Origin of the sequence: Enterococcus sp. AZ095b (assembly GCF_051714725.1) — a bacterium.
In the GTDB taxonomy this organism is placed as follows: Bacteria; Bacillota; Bacilli; order Lactobacillales; family Enterococcaceae; genus Enterococcus_B; species Enterococcus_B pernyi.
In genome coordinates this window covers 1840708-1862253 of the sequence record NZ_JBIOSL010000001.1, presented here as the reverse complement: position 1 = coordinate 1862253, position 21546 = coordinate 1840708, and the positions used below count along the sequence as shown (strand labels likewise).

Here is a 21546-nt window from a genome sequence, read left to right as displayed (position 1 = left end):
AAGTATATCTGTAGATTGAAACTTTTAAGGAGGAACAAAAATGGCACACATTCATTTTGACTATTCAAAAGTTGCACCATTTGTCAATGAACATGAGTTAGGCTATATGCAGAGTCAAGTTACTGCTGCAGACAAATTATTACGAGAAGGAACTGGCGCAGGTAGCGATTTCCGAGGATGGATCGACCTACCTACGAACTACGACAAAGAAGAATTTGCTCGTATCAAAGCTGCTGCTAAGAAAATCCAATCTGATTCTGAAGTCCTTGTGGTCATCGGTATCGGTGGTTCTTATTTAGGTGCTCGTGCAGCAATCGATTTCTTACAACATACCTTCTACAACTTGTTGGGAAGCGACAAACGCCAAACACCACAAATTTTCTTCGCTGGAAACTCAATCAGCTCAACTTATCTTGCTGACTTGATCGAAGTGATCGGCGACCGTGACTTCTCAGTAAATGTCATTTCAAAATCAGGAACAACGACTGAGCCAGCCATTGCATTCCGTGTATTCAAAGAATTACTTGTTAAAAAATATGGTCAAGAAGAAGCAAACAAACGCATCTACGCTACAACAGATAAAGCAAAAGGGGCTGTTAAAGTAGAAGCAGACGCAGAAGGATGGGAAACATTTGTGATTCCTGATGACGTCGGTGGACGTTTCTCTGTATTGACAGCAGTTGGTTTGCTACCGATCGCCGCAAGCGGAGCAGATATCGATGCCTTGATGCAAGGTGCTGCCGATGCAAGCAAAGCTTATTCAAGCGACAAACTTGAAGAAAACGAAGCTTACCAATATGCAGCAATGCGTAATATTCTTTACCGTAAAGGCAAAGTTACTGAATTGTTGATCAACTACGAACCAGGAATGCAATACTTCTCTGAGTGGTGGAAACAATTATTCGGCGAATCAGAAGGTAAAGACCAAAAAGGAATCTACCCTTCAAGTGCAAACTTCTCAACAGACTTGCATTCACTTGGACAATACATCCAAGAAGGACGTCGCAATATCTTCGAAACAATCGTAAAAGTTGAAAAACCACGTAAATCAATTACAATTCCTGAACAAGCAGAAGACTTGGACGGACTTGGTTATTTACAAGGAAAAGAAATTGACTTTGTAAATACAAAAGCTTTTGAAGGCACATTATTAGCTCATACAGACGGCGATGTACCAAACCTATTAGTTAAAATCCCTACAATGGATGCTTACACATTAGGTTACACAATGTACTTCTTTGAAATTGCTGTCGGCATTTCAGGTTACTTGAATGGCATCAACCCATTCGACCAACCAGGAGTAGAAGCTTACAAGAAAAACATGTTTGCTTTACTAGGCAAACCAGGGTTTGAAGACCTTGCGAAAGAATTGAACGAACGCCTGTAAGATGGGGGTTAGAGAAGATTCTTAGTAATGAAAACGACTAAACATGTAGGTGCCATTTTATTTTAATGGTACTACATGCAGAAAAGACAGCCGATTATTGGCTGTCTTTTTTTTGATGTAAATTGGACCAGTTGACCAGATGCTTTTTATCTTGATTGTTTAAAAAATCATCTGATTTACTTACAGCACGTTCTTTGACAAGGAGAGAGAGGTGACCATATATCTGGGGGATAGATACTTCTTTGTAACTAAGTGTAATTGGAGTGAGAAATATATTTATGGAGGTAGTATAGTTTGATCAAGGTTTATTGACAAATAAAGCCTACTAAATTTTTTTGTTAAAAAATTAAACTGCGTTTCCGTATGCATCAGTTATTGTGATCGTTCCTTCCTTAGAAACTCGATAAAAACCTACCGATCCTGATCCTCCTTGTTCAAGTATTGATTTACTTTGTGCATTGAATAGATAGTCTGATTCAAATCATTTATAGAAAGTAACCACGATATCCTCATTTTGTAATTCAGGAGAATCACTGATAAGTACTTGCATTGCTCGTTCCTGAGAGGTTATTGCATTACCTACAAGGGGCGAAGAAGCAGCCGTTGATTCCGTTGTTACCTCAGATGATTGAGTAGAATTTATAGCTTCTTGAATTTGTGAAGGTTGAAATATTGATGAATTTTCTTGAAACGAACTCTTTTCATTTATTGAATTTAGTTCGATATTACTCGTTGAACTTATAGATTGGTTATCTGACTCTGTATTTTTTGAGGTAGTTGTCTCACAAGCAGCGAGTAAAAGAAGACTAGTTACCATACCAATAAAAACAATTTTTTTTATTATAATTTCTCCCATATATATTATTTATTTATCGTACACTTTATATATATATTGTAAAAAGATAACGCATCCAAATTAGCGTGATAATAATAATTACTTACATTAAACTTGTTTTGACTAGAGATAGGTATCATAAACTCTAATGATGTTTTGCGAGAGTTATTATTTGTGTTCTTAGCTGATACGTGCTATATTAAACAAGTAATCTAATTTGAAACGTAATCTGAGCGATATATTCACACTATAAAAACTCCTTTTACCAAGTAATGTTAATTGCAATAAAACACGTATGATTTACGTAATAGGAGGAAATATATATGAATAACGGTACAGTAAAATGGTTTAACTCAGACAAAGGTTTTGGATTTATCACTGGTGAAGATGGACAAGATGTATTTGCACATTTTTCAGCCATCCAAGGTGAAGGCTTTAAGACTTTAGATGAAGGTCAAGCAGTTACTTATGATATTGAAGATGGTCAACGTGGACCACAAGCAGTAAATATCAATAAATAATTCAATAGACGACTTTGAACCATCTCCTTGTGAGATGGTTTTTTTGTTATTTGGAATAGATATGAAAATTTTGGAAACATTTGAAAAATCAAGTAAACTATTATTTAATAATCAGTAGGTAGAGATCGCAAGAATCAAATGCTTTTAAAGTAATTAGAAAAGAGGAAAAGTATATGGAATATGTCATTACAACCCAAGAACATTCTGATTGGCTTTCAGTAGCTAATTCTATCCGTCAATTTGAATGGAAAGCAGCAAAGTATATAGCAGAAAAAATGGAAAAACAAGAATTTACAGATTGGGAATCCGTGATTATTGCAAAAGATGGAAATCATGTTGTAGGATTTTGTACTCTTGTAAAAAAAGACATTATTGATACGAAGGACTACACGCCTAACATTGCCACTGTTTTTGTCGCGCCAGAATATCGAGGGAAGCATATCAGCCAAAAATTAGTTACAACAGGTGAAAATAAACTAAAGGAAATTGGTTTCGGCAGTGTATATATAACAACTCAACATGAAGGGTTATATGAAAAATGGGGATATCGGGAAATAACTAAGGAAAATGATCGGTTTGGACGATTGATGCGGGTATTAAAAAAAAATTTGATGAATGAAAAATCCGAATGAATAGGAGCGGCTCATACTAAGCGATTAATCAGTTATTTGAATAAGTAAAACAAGTATGCAGACATATTTGTTCGTATTTATTGAACATTGGTTTGATGTTTTCATAAGCTCATTCTTAGTAAAAGTCAAGGGAAATTCAATATGTTTTTCACAGATTATTTGTAAGATTAAGCGAATTCAAAAATACTGATAGGAGAATTTTTTCATGAAGAGAATTTTAGTGATTATTTTAGGTATAACAGTTTTATTAAGTGGGAGTATGTTTTGGAATAGTAGAGATGCGGCAGCAAAGGAGCAAGGTGGCACTTATCTTCTAGGCTGTACCATGAGAATAGAAGGAAAACAGTATAAATGGAGAGAAGCGTCATTTGGTGGTACGAACAGAGGGTATGAAATCAACCCAGGGAAATATCGCTACCAATTAAGTCCAAATCCACATAAAGATCCTTGGTATAATAAAAACCAAGTGAAGTTTTATAACCAAGGTGCTGATCAAATCGAAAAACAAGCAAATGAAGAGAAATGGCAGAGCAAGGGATGGCCTGATACTATCAAAAATATTACGATCCATGGTATTGAGTACAAATTGACAAAATAAAAATATTAATGGTACAAACTTATACTACTAGAATGATAAATCAAAAGAATAAGCGTAAATATTTGTATTCTTAGGTAATACATGGTATATTAAATAAGTAATCTAATTTGAAACGTAATCTGAGCGATATATTCACACTATAAAAACTCCTTTTACCAAGTAATGTTAATTGCAACAAAACACGTATGATTTACGTAATAGGAGGAAATATATATGAATAACGGTACAGTAAAATGGTTTAACTCAGACAAAGGTTTTGGATTTATCACTGGTGAAGATGGACAAGATGTGTTTGCACATTTTTCAGCCATCCAAGGTGAAGGCTTTAAGACTTTAGATGAAGGTCAAGCAGTTACTTATGATATTGAAGATGGTCAACGTGGACCACAAGCAGTAAATATCAATAAATAATTCAATAGACGACTTTGAACCATCTCCTTGTGAGATGGTTTTTTTGTCTTTTTATCAAATAATAAGATTTGGAAAGAGAGTTAAATAAAGCTAATTTATGATATATACTAAATCATGTAAAAGGGTATACTTAGGCTTATTGAGATTTAAAATTTAAAACAGTATGTACATAAAAAGGAAAATGTATTGTAAGATTTTTAAAACTAGAACAGAAAGCATCAACGGAATGAAGATACACCAAAACAACGGCAGTTACGCCGCATCAATGTGTTGGTAAAATAATGTCAGCAAGTGATCTGTACTATTGATGCGTATGTTAGATAACGCTAGTCAATAAAATATATATAAGGTAAGCTGGAGACAAAGCTAACTCTAAATATTCTTTCTTCTCCTAAAACCGAGTGAACAGTGTAAGTAGAAAAGATTATTTGAAAATAAAAAGTTATCTGTAAAAAATACAAATAATATTTTTACAGATAACTTTTTTCTTTTTTATTTGAATAGACAACAAACTCATAATGAGAAGGTGTTATAAATAATAGCGCTTTCTTTTTAGCGGTTATAAAAATTTATTTACCACGTTAATCATTTCTTTGGATAGGTTATAGATATCCATTGGTTCGGATAGCTCATAAATCGTCTTATTATCATCGTTCAATTCGATTTTCATACCAGATGAATTAAAACGAACACGTAAAATCCATTTTCTAATATTGTCGTCTAATAGGATATTAAAATAGCTTCTATTATCTCTATAAAATAGTCGGTTTAATGGAATGGTATCTTTTAAGACAACTTTGCAAATGGTATAAGCTTCTAGCTCTTCTGGAGTAGTAATAACTTCACTGTCACTTTCATCTGTTGTGTCTGATTGAGATTTAGCTTCATTTTCATCTGTAATAACTGATGTTTTCAATGCTGCACTTAATTTGTCATTTACTTTTTCAGCAATAAATTGATTCATTCCTTTTTTTATGATAGGTTTAAATTTTTCTATTGTCTGTTTTGTTTTCATCCCCTCATAAATTTCGCCTAATAGATACTTAACGAAGTTATCGGAAGGCTCATTTAATTCAGAAGTAAGATAAGATTTTAATGAACTGAGATACTTTAATTCTGCCGCAGAGCTTGTGATTTTATCAACGTCAAAATTATCTTTATGAAATTTTGCTAATTCAGGAATCTGGTTATCTTTAATTTTTGTGATATTTATAGTTAAAAAAGGTGTCAAATCCATCTTATTAGGCTCGTCTAAATCAGTAAAAAATTTATATTCTTCGCCATTTGTTAATATTCCAAACTTAGATGTTGTTGTTCCAAAATATCTGAACAATTGAGAATCATGTTTCGTTAGCTGTTGATTGATTGACTTTGCTTCGATTAATATAGTGGGTTTTCCATCTAAGACAATAGCATAGTCAACTTTTTCTCCCTTTTTTATGCCAACATCTGCTGTAAATTCTGGTACAAACTCTGTGGGGTTAAATAAGTCATAGCCCAAAGTTGCAAAGAACGGCATGATCAAAGATGTTTTGGTTGCCTCCTCTGTACCAATACTATCTTTTAGCTCAATAACTCTTTTACCTAACTGTTTTAAATTATCTTGAAACTTTTCCAATTCCATAATAGCCCTCCTGATAGTTTCTTACTCCCATTTAACGGCAGGTAGTAGTAGTCGCCAAATCTATATTATCGAGGACTTACCCCACTAAGTCCTAAATAAACATAATAGTACACTCATTAAATCAAAAACCGATAACAACTCTCTGGAAGACCATAAAGTCTTGTCAGTTCTTCCACTTCTCTTGGGTAGGTTTCCGTATCTTCTTTGTACAAGGAAACGATCAAGTTCGAAGCAAAGCAGTTAGCTTCGCTTTCAGACTTGCTTCTTGAATTTCTAGAGGATACATAGTAACTAGATATTTCTCGATGGAACAAAGCGTGTCCAAGTTCATGGGCACAAATGTAAAAACGTTCTTCTGATTCTTTCAGTGAGTTGTTCAATAAAATAATAGGGGAGCCTAATAGTTCTTGAAACTGTCCTTTTGGATTATCGAGAAAAGAAACATATCTGATTTCTATTCCTAATTTTTCAGCAATCACAAAAGGATTGGCGGTATCATAGGTACGCTTCAGTTCGCTTACTAGTTTGATAATATCCATCTCCATATATGCTCACTTCTCTTTGCCACGTTTTCGAAATTCCCAGAAAAGCCCCGTCAATACATCTTTCACACGTTGCTTTTCTTGTTCTGTCAATGTTTCTCCACCATACGCCATATTGACATTTGAATTGAGCATTTTGTCTAACTCAAATAAATCATCTTTATTTGCCCATTTTGGCGCTTGGTTGCTGCCCAATAAGAAATCAGTTGTTACCCCAAAATAATCCGCTACTTTTTTTAAATTTTCCGACTTGGGTGAAACACGATCCCATCTTCGGATCTGGCCATTAGAGATTCCTACGGCACGTTCGACTTCAGCAAAGGTTACTTTTTTTTCTTCTGCTAATTGTTTGATTCGCGCAACTAGTGTCATAAGGAACCACCTTTCTTGATATTTAAATAGCATAAAAGTCATTATGGTTGACAATTAGCTTTTAAGCTATTATAGTTTGCTTATACACTGATTCAATTGTTCGAAAAGTTAAGAATACAGTTACTTAAAAGTTCTTTCAATAGAGCATGCTTAAGATAAAGCGTATTCTTATGATTTCTATTGACTTTATAATAGCTTAAAAGTTATTTTGTGTCAAAGATGATGAACATTGAATTGTAATCAAATTGAAGTAGTCTGTCGGAATAGGTAAGATCAAACAAAGGTTAGGTATTCCAGAAAGTGGAGGGTGAGCAAAATGATTGTAGAGAATGATGTGGTATTGAATGAGTTTAGAAATCTTGTAAGTAATGTGTACATTCAAATTTTTGTATTGATTCTGTGTCTTGATTTTATTAGTGGTATCTGTCTGCAAACAGGAAAAATGAAACGATTCAAACGTTCTGTGGTAAAAGATGTAATCAAATATTTGTTGATTTTACTTATTGTTTTGATTGCTTATCCCTATCTCAAAATTACAGGTTTTGAAGCAATTGGTATTGCTTTGGTTTTTTCGTATTGTGCGATCTATGGTTTGTCCGTTATTGAAAATCTAAGGAAACTAGGAATACCTGTACCTGATTTTGTTAAAGTACGTTTGAAAAAATGGCGTGATTTCTCAGAGGAGCAGGGGAAGTACAAAAAATGATCGATAGGATTTTCTTAAAAGTGCTGCTAGGATACTCTTCTTATTTGGAGCAAACAAAAAAGACGTTTCTATGGCTCGTTTAGCCAAAAACGTCTTTTAATTCTCTATAGAATTATCAGCTGACATGAAAAGGGAACACTCCTTAGTTAGATTCGTGTAGCGCTTTTACTGCTTGCTCAATGGTGATCCCATAAGCGATGTGTTGTTCGTTCATTGCATCGATTGCCATGAAGCGATTCGTTGAGCTATCAAATGCTACACGATAGCTGATGCTTGTTTTTGTGAATGTCATAGATATTTCTCCTTTCATCGGTATTTGTGTATTCATGAAATTTTTCATAAAACTTCCGAATACACCTTAAGTTTAGCACCATTCTAATATTTGGGCAATCAATGTGCTATAAGATAGCTGTTGCTAGTTTACTTGAAATTAATTCTCTGAGATTCCCATCAATAATCCAATCATTAATAAAATAAATATACCAGTTTGAATGTAGACCATCTTTATTCACCTCTTTAAGATTAATGTATCTCTTTTTTGGTTTGGACTCACGAACAGTGGGGGATAATGTTCAAACAAAATTGTCATATTTTGGGTTGAAATGACTGAAATAATAGCAAAACAGGCATCAAAATAGTGAAAGTTGAAAGCGTCGAGCAAACACTTGCTTTGAGATATTTCGCAAACTTCATTATAATAAAAGAAAGGGGGCGAATCGCTATGCAAAAAAGAAAAAATTCTGGTAAACTAAGCATTTTTCTAGCAGTTATATCTGCTATCCCTGCTGTTTTAGCAGTCGTTCGAGCTATTAAGGAATCAAAGCAAAGATAAACTAAAAAAAACGTGTTGCTTACTTATCCGGTGGGATAGTGAGCAACACGTTTTTATATTAACCAACACCAAGAACAAAGTTTAATAACTTGTCAGAGTAAGTAATTTCTCCTTCAGAATCTTTGATCGTATCATTCAACGCTTGCATATCATCTGTGATGATACCATCTACACCATAAAACATCATCCGGCTCATATCGTCTGACTCATTGGGTGTCCATACATAGACTTTTTTGCCATCCTGATGAGCAGAATCAATGAAATTACGATTGATCGTACTGTACTCCATGGTCAAGAAGTCGGCAGGTGTTACTGGAGGGCCAACTAGATTAAAAGGCAAAATGTAGCCAACGTAAAAATTAGGTTTTTCCGCTTTTAAATCTGACACTGTTTGGTAAGTCAAACTTTGTAAAATATGTCCATGTGTTAAAATAGTTTCTTCGTATTTTTTAACAAAATTTTTAACTAAATCATCCGAGTCTTTTCGAGTCGTTTTGATTTCGATCAATAATTTTTGGTTCAGTTCATTTGCTCGGTTTAAATACGTATCGAATGAAACCAATGGCTCTTTGGCACCATTTTCAGTCACAGTCAATTTTTCCAGTTCTGCTAAAGTTAGGTCTTGCGGTGCTTTATTGACTCCAGTCAAATTTCTTAAATTGAAATCATGCATGACCACGAATTGACCATCTTTGGTTTCTTGGATGTCCATTTCTACATAATCTGGATGATAATCTTTGCTCGTCTTTTCTAGTGCAGCAATCGTATTTTGTGCGCTGTTTCCTAAGCTAACGCCACGATGGGAAATCGTTAGAGGTTTTGTTTCAGAAGCAGATGTCAGGTAATTCATATTGTAAATACAAACACCGACACCGAAGAAAACAGCAAATAAAGTAAACGCAGTATTTTTTAAAGCTGTGTGTTTTTTGGGCACTTCTTGTGAAGAGAACCAGCTGGGAATATCTGGTAAGAAACCTTCATCATCCATAAAGTCTACAATGACGTAAAAAATTCCGACGGTAGACATCACAATATTGAACAAAAGAACGCCTTGTAAGAGTGTCATGGCAAAAACAGCACTAATCAATGAGTAATCGGAGAAATATTCCTCAACAAAGATCTGACCTGACAAGATCGCCAAGTAACTGATTGTTGAAATCAATAAAATCGTACCACTGATCACTAAAAATTGACCTGAAATCGCAAAAAAACGTGCTTTGGTCAAACGCCAACTCTCACGGATCGCTTCACGAAAAGGGCGATCTCTTAAAATCATTTCAGGTAATGCAAAGATTAAACGAATCCCGATATAACCGAGGAAGACATAGACAAGTAGAAAAGAACTTACGATGATCCAGCGGTTAGTGAAAATAAAATCCATAATAAATGCAGGAATTTTTATTTTAGAAAGTAAGTCCGAATTAAAACTTAATCCACTGATCGGTAAAATCAAAAAAAAGTAAGCTAAGAAAAATAAAAAAATCATCGGACGAACTTTTTTTATTTGTCGGATGGTCAACTGCAATAATTGCTTTAATGAAATTGGTTCTTGTTTTTTGATGAAATAAACACTCATTAGCAAAAAAGTAAACTCAAAATAGACTAAGAGCAAAATCAACAATAAGACAGCGATCAAGGAGAAGAAAACTCCTGGATGTTGCGAAATCAGTGTGGGGATATTATCCGTTGAAAGATAATCGATCGACCCACGTTGTAAAATCAAGCGTGTCATACTACCAAGCAAAGGCAAACAAATAAACAAAATAAACCCATGCATCAGAACTACATCACGAAAATAAGCTTGTGTTCCTTTCAGGAAGTCCCAAGCATTTCCTAAACTTCGTTTTAAATAAACGATCATTATTATCACCTACTCCTAACATTATAGCGCAAAAAACATAAAAAAGGAGTACTGCAGGAATCTTTCATTGCAGTACTCACAGTGTATCTATTAAGAAATCATCCTAACAAGCCAGTCAGGAAGTTACCACCATAAATCAATGCCATGCTGTACAAAAAGATCGATAAGGGTTTAGCAATCAAAATAATCAACGTGTATTTTTTGACTGAGATATTTGTCAAGCCAGCCATTAAACACAAGGCATCGTCTGGTGCTACTGGTAAGAAGATCGCTAGCGCGAAAAGCTTTTCAAAACGACTTTGGTTTTCTAACCAACCAATATATTTGTCATATGTTTTATCACTAATCATCGACAGGATAAATGGTTTTCCATATTTTCTACCTAATAGGAAAATAATGATCGAACCGATACAAATACCAACATAATTATAGATAAAGCCAGCGTAAGGACCAAAAATCAGGACACCTGCTGCGGTGCTGATCCCTCCAGGAATGATCGGTATAACGACTTGCAGTATTTGGATCAAGATAAAGATTATCGGTCCTAAAATAATTGAATCACCTACAAGACCTCTTAATGCGTTCAAATCTTTAAAGACGCCTAGATTAATAAAATAAATCGTGAGTGCAATTGAAAAACCAATACCGATGATCGATATAATATTCATTAATTTACGTGATACTGCAACGTTCATCCCTAGTCAACTCCTTCGAGGTTTTCATCTGATAATTGTATTTTACCTGAAAAGCGCAACTGCGCGCCACTATTTCAAGTGAGAAACAACAAACAATTTTGTAAGTTCAAACCAAGTATAGAGGATGGAACAAAATAAAACATCCATCTAGAGTCTTATTTACTTAATTTTATGATCTATAAAAGGATCATGGCTATTTCACATTTAAATCCGGCGAAAAATCTTGATGTTCAAAATTGGCGAATCATACATGATTTCCACATCATCGATCAGATTCCCAAGTAATCGATAGGATTCTTGGCCATGAGAAGGGGTACCTAGCAACTCGTGGTAATAGATCTCCATACTAGGATCTCTTGGTGTATTCAACAGTGAGGCCAATGTATTCAAATCTTTTGGCGGATTTTTCGTTGTTCCTTGAAATTCGATATACAGTCCTTCATCTGTATATTCTAAGCCAATACGAATCTCATTGATCTCGTGTTCGTAAAAATACGTGAGAAATTCATCAATGATCCTCTTTGATAGTTCTTTTTCCATTTCCATGTGCGTTCTTTCCCTTCCCGGTAAACGTAAAATTTTCTAGGATAGGCACTAGTATACCAGCAATAAATCCCGTTGAAAACCCACTATTATATAGATTCAATCCTCCGTGTAATGTGCTGAGATTATGGACAAGAGTAATATGTAAAAAGCCTGCAATCACTCCATAAACGCCGCCATAAAATCCACTGATCGGGGCAAGCCCTGTACCGAAAATCGCAGCTACGAGCATGGTTGTTTCGGTCATATCATGCATCGTCCCTAATATTGAGGCAATGTAGATACCAATCAAAATCGGAAAACAATTTTTAACATGACTTCCAAATGAGCTGAAACCAGCCACTGAGATGATTCCTCCCACCACAGGTCCATTTAGCACACCACCGATCAGCAAGACGTAAGACATCAATAACAAGCCAACAAAGCCCATATTGATCAAGGTGGCGCCGATACCTGATGTGCCGATGAAATCTGTTGTAAGTTTTCCAGAAGACTCAAAGATTTCACGTAATCCTTTCAATTTGAAGGCATTAAAGAAGAAGCCACAAACAGCGGTTGATAAAAAGAATAAAAAAATGATCCAAGTCAATTCATGGTGGTAATCAGTCGAAAGAATCGAATGTACTTCGATCGAATAACTAAATTGTCGAAGGATACCTGTCACCAACATAGCAATCAACCCTGAAGTAAAACCAATATTATAAAGTGTAAAACCACGATGAAAGGTCAGAGTCTGAACAGCTAGGATCGGCAATAAAAAGCCAACGATCAAACCGGCTAAATTACCCAGGAAAGCACCTTGAAGGATTGGTAAACCCATCCCGAATGTAATATAGCTGACAACAGGGGAGAGTGCACTACCAAATAAGCCAATCATTACATATTGAGAAAATGGTTTGTGCATAAAATAGGCATATAAATAAACACCGAGGATAATGGAGATGGAATTGTATAGATTTTTCCCAAAGAATGAAAAACCCGAGACAGTCAATATGGAAGCAAACATTGCACCATTCAACATGACTTTATGGCGATAGGCGAGTAACACAGAAGAGAGTGTAAGTAAGCCTACATTCATAAATGCGCTTCCAAATCCACCTAAAGCAATATAGTCGGTCAAAAGATTACTGGGGGAGGTCATGATGACCATTAATCCCACGAGGTTATTTGATAAAGAATCGCTAAGCAATCCAATAATCAAAAAAAACACGCCTGTAAAAATAAGGTAAAAATAGTTTTTCCTTTGAGAAATGATTCTTTTTTTAGGATGAATATAAATAACGTCACTTTTATTCTTCATTACACACCTTCTTTTCCTTTTTATTTAACTATAACTTGAAAGAAAACTTTAGGTCAACTTAAATTCAACACAAAATAAAAAATTGTAAGGGGAAACAAATTACACAAAAAAATATTTAGAAAATTGAGAAAATCAATAAAAAAACACATATATGCTTTAAAATATAACAATTTAGGTATATTATTTGCAAAAATTGATCAATATCGGTTAAAATAAAAGAACTGAGACTGTAGCATGGAGTGGGGGAGTTTATTATGAGAAGAAAAGTCTATACGAAGGATCAAATTCTGAAAGCTGCATATGAAGTTGTTGCTAAAGAAGGATTTAAAGGTTTCACTGCACGAAATATCGCGAAGAAGATGGGGATATCTACCCAACCGATTTACTTAGAGTTCAAAAATATGGAAGATTTAAAAAATACGCTATTAGATGTCATCTTCCAACAGTTAGAAGAAGAAGTGTTTCCTGTAGAGCGTACAGGCGATAAAATCATTGATTTAGGATTGAATTATATTTATTTCGCTAAGAAAAACCATAGCCTTTATATGGCTTTATATATCGATGAGCATGGAAATGGTCAAAAGATGCATGATTTTTCTTATAATTATTTCCGCAAGTTATTAAAAGAGGACGCCCGCTATAAAGATTTATCGGAAGAGTATATTGATGCGCTTCATACTGGTACTTGGGTAACCATCACTGGTATTGCTTCATTGATGTCTTCTAGTATTATGCATCCGACTGAAGAGCAAATCATTTCGATCATCAAAACGACGGTCGATTCTGTACTTGCAATTGAAAATCCAGAAAAAATACGCTAATTACAACAGCATGAGGTCGAGACAGAAGTGTTTAGCCTCTAGAAATAAGACGCCATCTACGAAAAATGTTCTTCAAATTTTTGTGGATGGCGTCTTATTTTTTCGAAGAGGTTACTTCTACTGTTAACGCCGTTTATTCGTTTTTTGGTGGTGCGAGAAGACGAATGTCCGTAAGCTATTTTATTCCAATCCTGTAATTTGAAAAGTGTTTTCGGATTTAAACATAACAGTTATGGTATTTAAATGACCAGTTTACAAAACAAATAAGATGAACTGGAGTGCATAATACCTCTTGACATTTGTAGAAAAAAGATTAAAAATAGTAGGCATGGAAGGTTGGCAGAGTGGTAATGCACCGGACTCGAAATCCGGCGAGCCGCAGAAATGTGGTGCACGGGTTCAAATCCCGTACCTTCCTTATATACCAACGGTTAGACACGATTTAGGTCGTGTCTTTTTTGTTGTATTTTTATCTTAAATTATTCTTTGACTCCCCTTTTGGTACTCCTTTTATAATTTTACATACTCATCTCATGTGATTTGTAAATTTACAAACACGGTCTATTTTATGTATAAAGAAAGATCTCTGTAAAAAGAAAGAAACAACAAGGGACAGCCTAGCTATCCCTTGAAAGTCAACCGTTATGGCAGTCTTTGCAACAGTAGCGACATCCATCGAAACTTTTGGATGTGTGGGTTGTGCTTGCTTTATGTAGGGCTTCTTCACATGTAGAAAATACGCCAATAAAAAGTACATCCTCTGGACAATGCGTACATGAGATCACGTGGACTTCGTGATTTCCTCGCGCATCTGTTTTTTTGTTAAAATAATAAATTGCCATCTATATCTACCATCCTGATTTATTTCAACGTCTTGCTCGTTGATACTTAAATTATACGGGAAGGTTGAGTGAACATGAGGAATATTTTTTCGCTATGATGGAAGAGGTTGTTTTAAAATACTCTTGCAATAAAAAGGATGTAAAAAAAATTCTTATAAAAGTAGTGATTGCTAATTTTGATTTTTTTATGATTGAATCTCAAGTTCTTGCTCTTTGTTCCTCGTAATGGGGCAATCATTAGCTTCCTATCCTGAGCAATAAAAAATTTTATTTACAAGAAGATAAGCGCAAAAATCTAAACGACGGTGTAGTCTTTTTTGGTTTGTGCGCTTGTTTTCTTGTATTCAAGTAATCTGTTCTCTTTTTTAGATAGATTTTCTATTTATCTGAAATCAACTAATATAGCCATGATTTTTTAAGGATTTTTGATGTTCGCAAGGTGTTCCAACGATTGTAAAAGGAGTTATTTTAGTTGTTGTCGTTTGGCCATTCCATTCATAGGCGTAATTTCTACGGCTCCAATTCGTGTCGCAAGCGAAGCAGTGGTATTCTACCTCTATTCTTCCAGTTGCGTCTTCTGCTTGAATCCAGCCGATAGACTGAGCGGTGCCGTTCGTGATATTCGCTTGATTTAAATCCCAATCATAAGGATCTGAGCTAAAGGCGCTCAATGGTGTAGCAGGTGTATTTAATGCCTTTTCCAAAATTGGATCTGGGGTTTGTCCTTGTGTAGGTGTTTGATTTACCAGCTGTTGATCATTTGGGCTTGTTGTTTCTGTTGTAGTTAATGAACGTTCGGTACTTTTTGCCTGTGAAGTATTTGTAGCTTCTTGAATTGTCGTGTTTTGGATTTCTGGTGCAAATAACGGGAATAGCATGATACCTAATATAAATGCCCCAATAATAGTTGTTACCCCTAACAATACCCCTAATAGTACTTTTCCGATTTTCATGTTCATCCTTCCTAACTTTAAAATAAAATATGTTCTTAAATTGAGCATCTCCGAAATTCGTTTTTTCGTCAAGTGATTTGATAGCAGGTTACAGTTATTGTATATTGAATTTTATTTATTGAAATTTACCTACTCTGTATAGTGAAGCAGGTAGTACAAAGAGATACTTAGTTATTTTCAAATGTAATAAGAGGCAAATAAAAAGTTTTTTTAATATTGTGCCGAGTAGTTCTCGTTTCTACCAAACAGAATAACTGACTTTTTTTCTCGCATGATGATTTTCTTACATGCCGACGTAAAAGACAGTGATGGATAAAAGGTATCCTATCAAAGCGCAAGTAAAGAAGATTTTAGATTGAAATAAAAAATGAAATCGCTTGTTATTTTGAAGATATACGTCTACAAAAATCTCCCTATTTATGAATAACATGAAATATTTGTAAACTATAGGAGAATCCAGTAGCTTCCTAGGATAAAACATGTTAAATTAATTGTTGAGTCTACTTTTTTTAAAGATAGAGATTTTTCATTTTATTTGTTTTCATGTGACGAAATTGTAAGAGTGAAAATCATTCATTCTGGATGCCTTCCTGTGATAAGATTCATGTGGACATAATAATGGAATAGTAATTTTAGTAGGATGTGAAATAAATGTGCGGAATCGTAGGATTTGTTAATGACAAAGATAATAAAAAAGCAATCATAAATGACATGATGGATCGCATCATTCACCGCGGACCGAATAGTTCAGGTGAATACATTGATCGTGATGTGGCTTTGGGTTTTAGACGTCTAAGTATTATTGACTTAGAAGGGGGCACACAGCCCATTTACAATGAAGACCAAACAAAAATCATTATTTTTAATGGAGAAATCTACAACTATCAACCACTTAGAAAAGAATTGATCGATGCAGGTCATATTTTTAAAACCCATGCTGATACAGAAGTTTTATTACATGGCTATGAAGAATGGGGAACTGAGTTATTGCAAAAAGTACGTGGGATGTTTGCTTTTGCGATTTGGGATAATGAGAAAAAAGAATTATTCGGTGCAAGAGATCATTTTGGGATCAAACCGTATTACTATGCTGAAATGAACGGAACTTTGATGTTTGGTTCTGAAATCAAGAGTTTTTTACCACATCCAGACTTCAATAAAGAATTGAATCGGGAAGCATTGAAACCATATATGACGTTCCAATATTCTCCTTTAAATGGGGAAACATTCTTTAAAGGCGTCTATCGTTTACCAGAAGGTCATTATTTCACTTACAAAGATGGCCACATGGATATCCAACAGTATTGGGATGCGAACTTTGAAGAAAAAGGCACACAAAGCCGTCAAGAATGGATCGATCAAATTGATGAAACTGTGAAAGCATCGATCGAAGCACACACGATCAGTGATGTGGAAGTTGGCTCGTTCTTATCAAGTGGGGTCGATTCAAGTTATGTGACTTCTGTTTTGAAACCAGACCATTCATTCTCAATAGGCTTTGATGATAAAACCTATAATGAAGCAATCGAGGCACGTAAATTAACAGAAATGCTTGACTTGGATAACACCGCAGCTGTCATTGATGGAGACATGTCGTTTAAGGCTTTCCCTTTGATCCAATACCATTTAGATGAACCAGATTCTAATCCATCTTGTGTACCGTTATATTTCTTAGCGAATCTTGCGGCACAAAGTGTACGAGTGGTCCAATCTGGTGAGGGGGCAGATGAATTATTTGCTGGCTATCAATCATATGGCTTCCACACAAATTCAAAATTTATCCGAGTGATTGCTCAAGGATTGAAAAAATTACCGAAAGGCACTCGCTATAACTTAGGTAGAAAAATCGGTAAGATGCGTAATTTCCATGGTAGGATTCATCTATATGAATCTTTAGCGCCTGCCAAAGAATATTTTATCGGACATGCACGGATCTTTGAAGAAAACGAAGCGGCCAACTTGTTGACGCCAGAATTTCAACAAGCCCCAACAGTCAAAGAAATCATGGCAGAACATTATGCGAAAACGGAAGGAATCCAAGACGAGATCAACAAGATGCAATATGTTGATTTACACCAATGGATGCCAAAAGATATTTTGTTAAAAGCCGATAAACTTTCAATGGCAAGTTCACTGGAAGTGCGGGTACCACTTCTTGATATCGAAGTAATGAAATTAGCGCAACAAATCCCAAGTAAGTATTTATTGAATCAAAACAATACAAAAGATGTCTTTAGACAAGCTGCGAACAAGCATCTGCCTGAAGAATGGTCAAATCGTGTAAAACTTGGTTTCCCTGTACCGATCAAAGCTTGGCTGAAAGAAGAACATGGCTATCACCAAGTAAAAGAATTATTTGAAGCTGATTTTGCGAAAGAGTTCTTTGATCAAGCGAAGATCATCAAATTACTTGATGACCATCATGAAGGTAGAAGTGAAGAACAGCGTAAGATTTGGACGATTTTCAGTTTCTTGACGTGGTACAAAGTTTATTTTGTGGATGAAACGATTCCTCAAGCTGAACCGATCCAATATGTAACAGTTTAGACGATCCAACTATGTTTCTATTGAACGCAAAAACGAAGAGTGCCGATCCATAATGGGCAGACTCTTCGTTTTTTGCCGTAAATCGGACTAGGTTGATTTTTTATTCAAAGGTACGATAGTATACAATCAGTAATGGACTTCTCGCTCAAATGTGCCATCTTTTTTATAGATCATCAAGGATGTTTCTTTATTACGAGCTACTTCTTTTCCTTTTTCAATGGCGTCTTCTTTATGATCGAAGTGATTGCTTGCTTTTTCAGCGCCTTTAGAGCGAACGATCCAATGATCTTCTTCGAATTTGACTTCGACTGTGGCGTCTAATAATTTGGCTGCTCGCGGATTGCTATCATGCTTGTCATTTTTTTGTGGATTTTTCTCTTTTGAGAAAGCTTTCTTCTCTTTCTCATCTGCACTTTCAACCCATTCTTTCGCTTGACTGATCGCAATCGGGATTGCACGATCATCAGGATAGCCTTCATCTAAAAGCGCATTGCCGATATCGATTGCTTTCTTTTTGGTCAATTCTTCCAAGTTCTTCATGGCTGGTGGAAAATCTTTCATATTCCAAGGCATAGTTAACTCCTCCTAAAAGAATAATTGATTTTACTACTATAACAAGTGTAATCTCAACTTGGTAAAAAGAAAAATCATCTGTTTCAATTTTTGCTATGCTTATTTTTTGCTCGTCAAGTAGAACTACTTAACAAAATCGTGAAAAAGGCTAGCAATCTGATAAAAATCATGGTAAGATAATCAAGTCTGAGAGTCATCTTAGAGGATTCTAGTATAAATGGGAGGGAAAATCATGCGCGTAAACATTACTTTAGAGTGTACTTCTTGTAAAGAACGTAACTACCTAACTAACAAAAACAAACGTAACAATCCTGATCGTTTGGAAAAGCAAAAATATTGCCCACGCGAACGTAAAGTTACTTTGCACCGCGAAACAAAATAATATGTCTAAAAAAGTTTGGGTCTGTACCCAAGCTTTTTTATTTTTAGTATAATCAAGTAGTAGATGAAAGGAGCGAGTCAAAATGTTTATTTCCATGTGGGCCCAAGACAAGAATGGGTTGATCGGTAAAGATGGGTTATTGCCTTGGCGTTTGCCAAATGATATGCGTTTTTTCAGAGAACATACGGTGGATCGTTTATTAGTGATGGGGCGTAAAACATATGAAGGCATGGGCGACCTATCTCTTCCTTATCGCCACATCATCGTGTTGACTACCCAAGAAGATTTTGAGGTCAAAGAAAATGCAGAAGTCATGCATTCGATCGATGAATTATTGGCTTTTGCGGAGACTGTTTCAGAAGATATTTATGTTTCTGGTGGAAGTCGGATCTTTCAAGAACTATTGCCCCAGACTGGGATTATTTGGCGAACACTGATCGATGGTGAGTTTGAAGGAGATACGTATATTGGAGAGATCGACTTTAGTGATTTTGAACTAGCAGAAGAACATATCGGTATCACGGATCAAGAAAACCATTATGCCCATCGCTTCCAAAAATGGGTAAGAAAGTAAGCTCTGATCATTGATGCATAAAATGGAGGATTGAAAGAAATAAAGGGAGATGTTCAAGATCATGGGAGCATCTTTTTTTTTGTCTTATTTATAGAGAAACAGCTAAGTCAAGCGAGCGTTGCTCCTTAAGGTTTAGCTGTTTTTTTGTGTTGTATAAAGAACATATAAAGAAATTTCTTGAATATTAACACTATCTTTATAGTCCTTTGTCTATGATGAAAACAAAGGAGAGGAAGAAAATGATCTTATTTTTAGGTTGTATCAGTATTATTTTGTTAGCTTATCTATTCTGGTTTTTATTTAAGGGGGAAGAGCAATGATGAGTGCAGTATTTCAAGGGTTGTTTTTCTTTTTTATTCTACTCGTTTTAGCCGCACCTCTTGGGTGGTACATCAAGTTGATCATGACAGGGGAAACACCAAAATATGTACGTTTCATCCAACCAATCGAACGCTTTTTTTATCAATTGATTGGTCCTGAGAGTCAAAAGAAAATGACGGCGAAGCGCTATTTAGCGCATGTGTTGGGTATTGGAATCTGTTCTTTGCTATTTTTAACCGGATTATTGATGGTCCAAGGTTGGCTTCCTGGCAATAATGGCGTGGAAAATCTGTCATTTGATTTAGCCGTGAATACAGCTGTTAGTTTTGTGACAAATACCAACTGGCAAGCTTACGCAGGAGAAGTGACACTGTCGAATACGACGCAAATGCTTGGTTTGACTGTTCAAAATTTCTTGTCAGCAGCTGTAGGTTTAGCGGTTCTTTGTGCATTGATCCGCGGCATCATCCAAAGGAAATCAAGCCAACTGGGCAATTTTTGGCAAGATCTAGTACGCAGTTTGCTTTACATTTTTTTACCACTTTCATTAATTACTGCTGTACTTCTGATTTCCCAAGGCGTGGTTCAAACGTTTAGTCATGGGATGTCATACACTGGTCTATCTGGAGAATCTTTATGGTTGTATCTAGGACCTGTGGCCAGTCAAGTAGCCATCAAGCAATTAGGAACCAATGGTGGTGGATTTTTTGGTGCAAATTCCGCTCATCCATTTGAGAATCCGACGATTTTTTCTAATTTCATCGAGAATCTCGCCATCTTGTTGATACCTACTGCATTGATTTTTGCTTTTGGCTATTGGGTCAAAGAATGGAAACAAGGTCGAACGATTTTGATCGTTTCGTTTGTTTTTCTTTTTGCAGCTTTTGTAGGTGTAGCAATTAGTGAATATCATGGGCCCGCTTTTACGGATGTTCTGGGTTCACTGAATATGGAAGGAAAAGAAGTACGTTTTGGTGTGGGTTGGTCAAGCTTATGGGCTGTTAGCACAACAGCGGCATCGAATGGATCAGTCAATGCGATGTTGGACAGTTTTACGCCTCTCGGTGGTGGTATTCCGCTTTTCTTGATGCAATTAGGGGAGATCATCTTTGGTGGTGTGGGTAGTGGATTATATGGCATGTTGGCATTTCTACTACTGACGGTTTTTATCGCTGGGCTACTTGTCGGGCGTACGCCAGAATATTTAGGCAAGAAAATCGAGGCTTTCGATATCAAGATGGCTAGTTTAGTGATTTTGACGCCAGTATTATTGACGTTGTTTGGTACGATGGCAGTTTCACTGCATCCTGATGTTTTAACTTGGTTGACCAATAAAGGGCCTCATGGATTTAGTGAGTTGCTTTATAATGTGACTTCTCTAGCAAATAATAACGGGAGTGCATTTGGTGGGTTGACGGCAGATAAACCGTTTCTAAATCTTTTAGGAAGTGTCTTGATGTTGTGCTCTCGCTACATTCCGATCGTTGCTATTTTGTTCTTGGCTGAAAACATGGGAAGGAAGAAAACCATCGCGATCAATGATGGAACACTTTCAACAACGAATGGCACATTCATCTCCATGTTGATGATCGTTATCCTTGTTGTCGGAGCATTGAGCTTTTTACCAGCGTTGGCATTAGGTCCGATCGCTGATCATTTTACCTTAAGTTAGAA

At 35.7% G+C, this 21546-nt stretch carries 22 protein-coding genes and 1 tRNA gene; 12 read left to right on the top strand and 11 right to left on the bottom strand.

Going from position 1 to position 21546, the window contains the following annotated elements; translation table 11 throughout:
• The first annotated feature begins 40 nt into the window (after positions 1 to 40).
• Positions 41 to 1387, top strand: a complete 1347-nt coding sequence (locus IGJ99_RS08885) for a glucose-6-phosphate isomerase (RefSeq protein WP_019722952.1) — start codon at positions 41 to 43, stop codon at positions 1385 to 1387.
• 481 nt (positions 1388 to 1868) lie between these two features.
• On the opposite strand, the gene IGJ99_RS08880 is transcribed toward IGJ99_RS08885, so the two are convergent.
• A complete protein-coding gene (locus tag IGJ99_RS08880) occupies positions 1869 to 2243 on the bottom strand; it encodes a hypothetical protein (protein WP_023519902.1) in 375 nt (124 codons plus the stop codon).
• A 302-nt stretch (positions 2244 to 2545) separates the two neighbouring features.
• On the opposite strand from IGJ99_RS08880, the gene IGJ99_RS08875 reads away from it, so the two are divergent.
• From IGJ99_RS08875 to IGJ99_RS08860, 4 genes are all read left to right on the top strand, one after another.
• Positions 2546 to 2743 (top strand): cold-shock protein, encoded by a 198-nt coding sequence (locus tag IGJ99_RS08875; RefSeq protein ID WP_010735111.1) that lies wholly within the window; start codon positions 2546 to 2548, stop codon positions 2741 to 2743.
• Positions 2744 to 2916: 173 nt separating this feature from the next.
• Positions 2917 to 3375: a GNAT family N-acetyltransferase gene (locus IGJ99_RS08870; protein ID WP_010735112.1), complete on the top strand. Its 459-nt coding sequence runs from the start codon at positions 2917 to 2919 to the stop codon at positions 3373 to 3375.
• Positions 3376 to 3580: 205 nt separating this feature from the next.
• Complete coding sequence (locus tag IGJ99_RS08865) at positions 3581 to 3973, top strand: hypothetical protein (RefSeq protein WP_062805015.1); 393 nt, start codon at positions 3581 to 3583, stop codon at positions 3971 to 3973.
• Positions 3974 to 4186: 213 nt separating this feature from the next.
• A complete protein-coding gene (locus tag IGJ99_RS08860; protein ID WP_010735111.1) occupies positions 4187 to 4384 on the top strand; it encodes a cold-shock protein in 198 nt (65 codons plus the stop codon).
• A gap of 559 nt (positions 4385 to 4943) precedes the next feature.
• On the opposite strand, the gene IGJ99_RS08855 is transcribed toward IGJ99_RS08860, so the two are convergent.
• From IGJ99_RS08855 to IGJ99_RS08845, 3 genes are all read right to left on the bottom strand, one after another.
• Positions 4944 to 6008, bottom strand: coding sequence for a type I restriction endonuclease (locus IGJ99_RS08855; RefSeq protein WP_010735114.1), 1065 nt, complete (start codon positions 6006 to 6008; stop codon positions 4944 to 4946).
• A 116-nt stretch (positions 6009 to 6124) separates the two neighbouring features.
• Entirely contained in the window at positions 6125 to 6553 is a 429-nt protein-coding gene (locus IGJ99_RS08850) for an ImmA/IrrE family metallo-endopeptidase (protein WP_019722947.1), read from the bottom strand.
• A gap of 6 nt (positions 6554 to 6559) precedes the next feature.
• On the bottom strand, positions 6560 to 6922 hold the full coding sequence (locus IGJ99_RS08845) for a helix-turn-helix domain-containing protein (protein ID WP_010735116.1): 363 nt from the start codon (positions 6920 to 6922) through the stop codon (positions 6560 to 6562).
• 316 nt (positions 6923 to 7238) lie between these two features.
• On the opposite strand from IGJ99_RS08845, the gene IGJ99_RS08840 reads away from it, so the two are divergent.
• Complete coding sequence (locus IGJ99_RS08840) at positions 7239 to 7628, top strand: phage holin family protein (RefSeq protein ID WP_438770762.1); 390 nt, start codon at positions 7239 to 7241, stop codon at positions 7626 to 7628.
• A 142-nt stretch (positions 7629 to 7770) separates the two neighbouring features.
• On the opposite strand, the gene IGJ99_RS08835 is transcribed toward IGJ99_RS08840, so the two are convergent.
• From IGJ99_RS08835 to IGJ99_RS08815, 5 genes are all read right to left on the bottom strand, one after another.
• On the bottom strand, positions 7771 to 7920 hold the full coding sequence (locus tag IGJ99_RS08835) for a hypothetical protein (RefSeq protein ID WP_010735118.1): 150 nt from the start codon (positions 7918 to 7920) through the stop codon (positions 7771 to 7773).
• A gap of 598 nt (positions 7921 to 8518) precedes the next feature.
• Positions 8519 to 10318, bottom strand: coding sequence for a glycerophosphoryl diester phosphodiesterase membrane domain-containing protein (locus IGJ99_RS08830; protein WP_438770919.1), 1800 nt, complete (start codon positions 10316 to 10318; stop codon positions 8519 to 8521).
• A gap of 101 nt (positions 10319 to 10419) precedes the next feature.
• Positions 10420 to 11016, bottom strand: coding sequence for a TVP38/TMEM64 family protein (locus tag IGJ99_RS08825; RefSeq protein WP_010735121.1), 597 nt, complete (start codon positions 11014 to 11016; stop codon positions 10420 to 10422).
• A 204-nt stretch (positions 11017 to 11220) separates the two neighbouring features.
• On the bottom strand, positions 11221 to 11556 hold the full coding sequence (locus tag IGJ99_RS08820; RefSeq protein ID WP_023519896.1) for a hypothetical protein: 336 nt from the start codon (positions 11554 to 11556) through the stop codon (positions 11221 to 11223).
• Positions 11525 to 12859, bottom strand: coding sequence for a DUF1576 domain-containing protein (locus IGJ99_RS08815; RefSeq protein ID WP_194179989.1), 1335 nt, complete (start codon positions 12857 to 12859; stop codon positions 11525 to 11527). The genes IGJ99_RS08820 and IGJ99_RS08815 overlap by 32 nt, the downstream gene beginning before the upstream one ends.
• A 254-nt stretch (positions 12860 to 13113) precedes the next feature.
• Here IGJ99_RS08815 and IGJ99_RS08810 point away from each other — a divergent pair, with 254 nt between their 5' ends.
• Both IGJ99_RS08810 and IGJ99_RS08805 read left to right on the top strand, forming a co-directional pair.
• Entirely contained in the window at positions 13114 to 13680 is a 567-nt protein-coding gene (locus IGJ99_RS08810) for a TetR/AcrR family transcriptional regulator (RefSeq protein ID WP_023519894.1), read from the top strand.
• A gap of 330 nt (positions 13681 to 14010) precedes the next feature.
• A tRNA-Ser gene (locus IGJ99_RS08805) sits at positions 14011 to 14098 on the top strand.
• A gap of 816 nt (positions 14099 to 14914) precedes the next feature.
• Here the strand turns inward: IGJ99_RS08805 and IGJ99_RS08800 are convergent.
• Positions 14915 to 15475, bottom strand: coding sequence for a hypothetical protein (locus IGJ99_RS08800; protein WP_438770761.1), 561 nt, complete (start codon positions 15473 to 15475; stop codon positions 14915 to 14917).
• Between the two features lie 651 nt (positions 15476 to 16126).
• On the opposite strand from IGJ99_RS08800, the gene asnB reads away from it, so the two are divergent.
• Complete coding sequence (gene asnB, locus IGJ99_RS08795) at positions 16127 to 18022, top strand: asparagine synthase (glutamine-hydrolyzing) (protein ID WP_010735126.1); 1896 nt, start codon at positions 16127 to 16129, stop codon at positions 18020 to 18022.
• A gap of 126 nt (positions 18023 to 18148) precedes the next feature.
• On the opposite strand, the gene IGJ99_RS08790 is transcribed toward asnB, so the two are convergent.
• A complete protein-coding gene (locus IGJ99_RS08790) occupies positions 18149 to 18595 on the bottom strand; it encodes a DUF2188 domain-containing protein (RefSeq protein WP_010735127.1) in 447 nt (148 codons plus the stop codon).
• Positions 18596 to 18812: 217 nt separating this feature from the next.
• Between IGJ99_RS08790 and rpmG the strand changes: the two genes are divergently transcribed.
• The 3 genes from rpmG (at position 18813) to kdpA (ending at position 21544) form a co-directional block, all read left to right on the top strand.
• The gene (gene rpmG, locus IGJ99_RS08785; protein WP_373865805.1) at positions 18813 to 18977 is read left to right on the top strand and encodes a 50S ribosomal protein L33; all 165 of its coding nucleotides are present in this window, start codon (positions 18813 to 18815) and stop codon (positions 18975 to 18977) included.
• A gap of 82 nt (positions 18978 to 19059) precedes the next feature.
• A complete protein-coding gene (locus IGJ99_RS08780) occupies positions 19060 to 19551 on the top strand; it encodes a dihydrofolate reductase (protein WP_010735128.1) in 492 nt (163 codons plus the stop codon).
• Between the two features lie 316 nt (positions 19552 to 19867).
• On the top strand, positions 19868 to 21544 hold the full coding sequence (kdpA, locus tag IGJ99_RS08775; protein ID WP_023519891.1) for a potassium-transporting ATPase subunit KdpA: 1677 nt from the start codon (positions 19868 to 19870) through the stop codon (positions 21542 to 21544).
• Positions 21545 to 21546 lie beyond the last annotated feature (2 nt).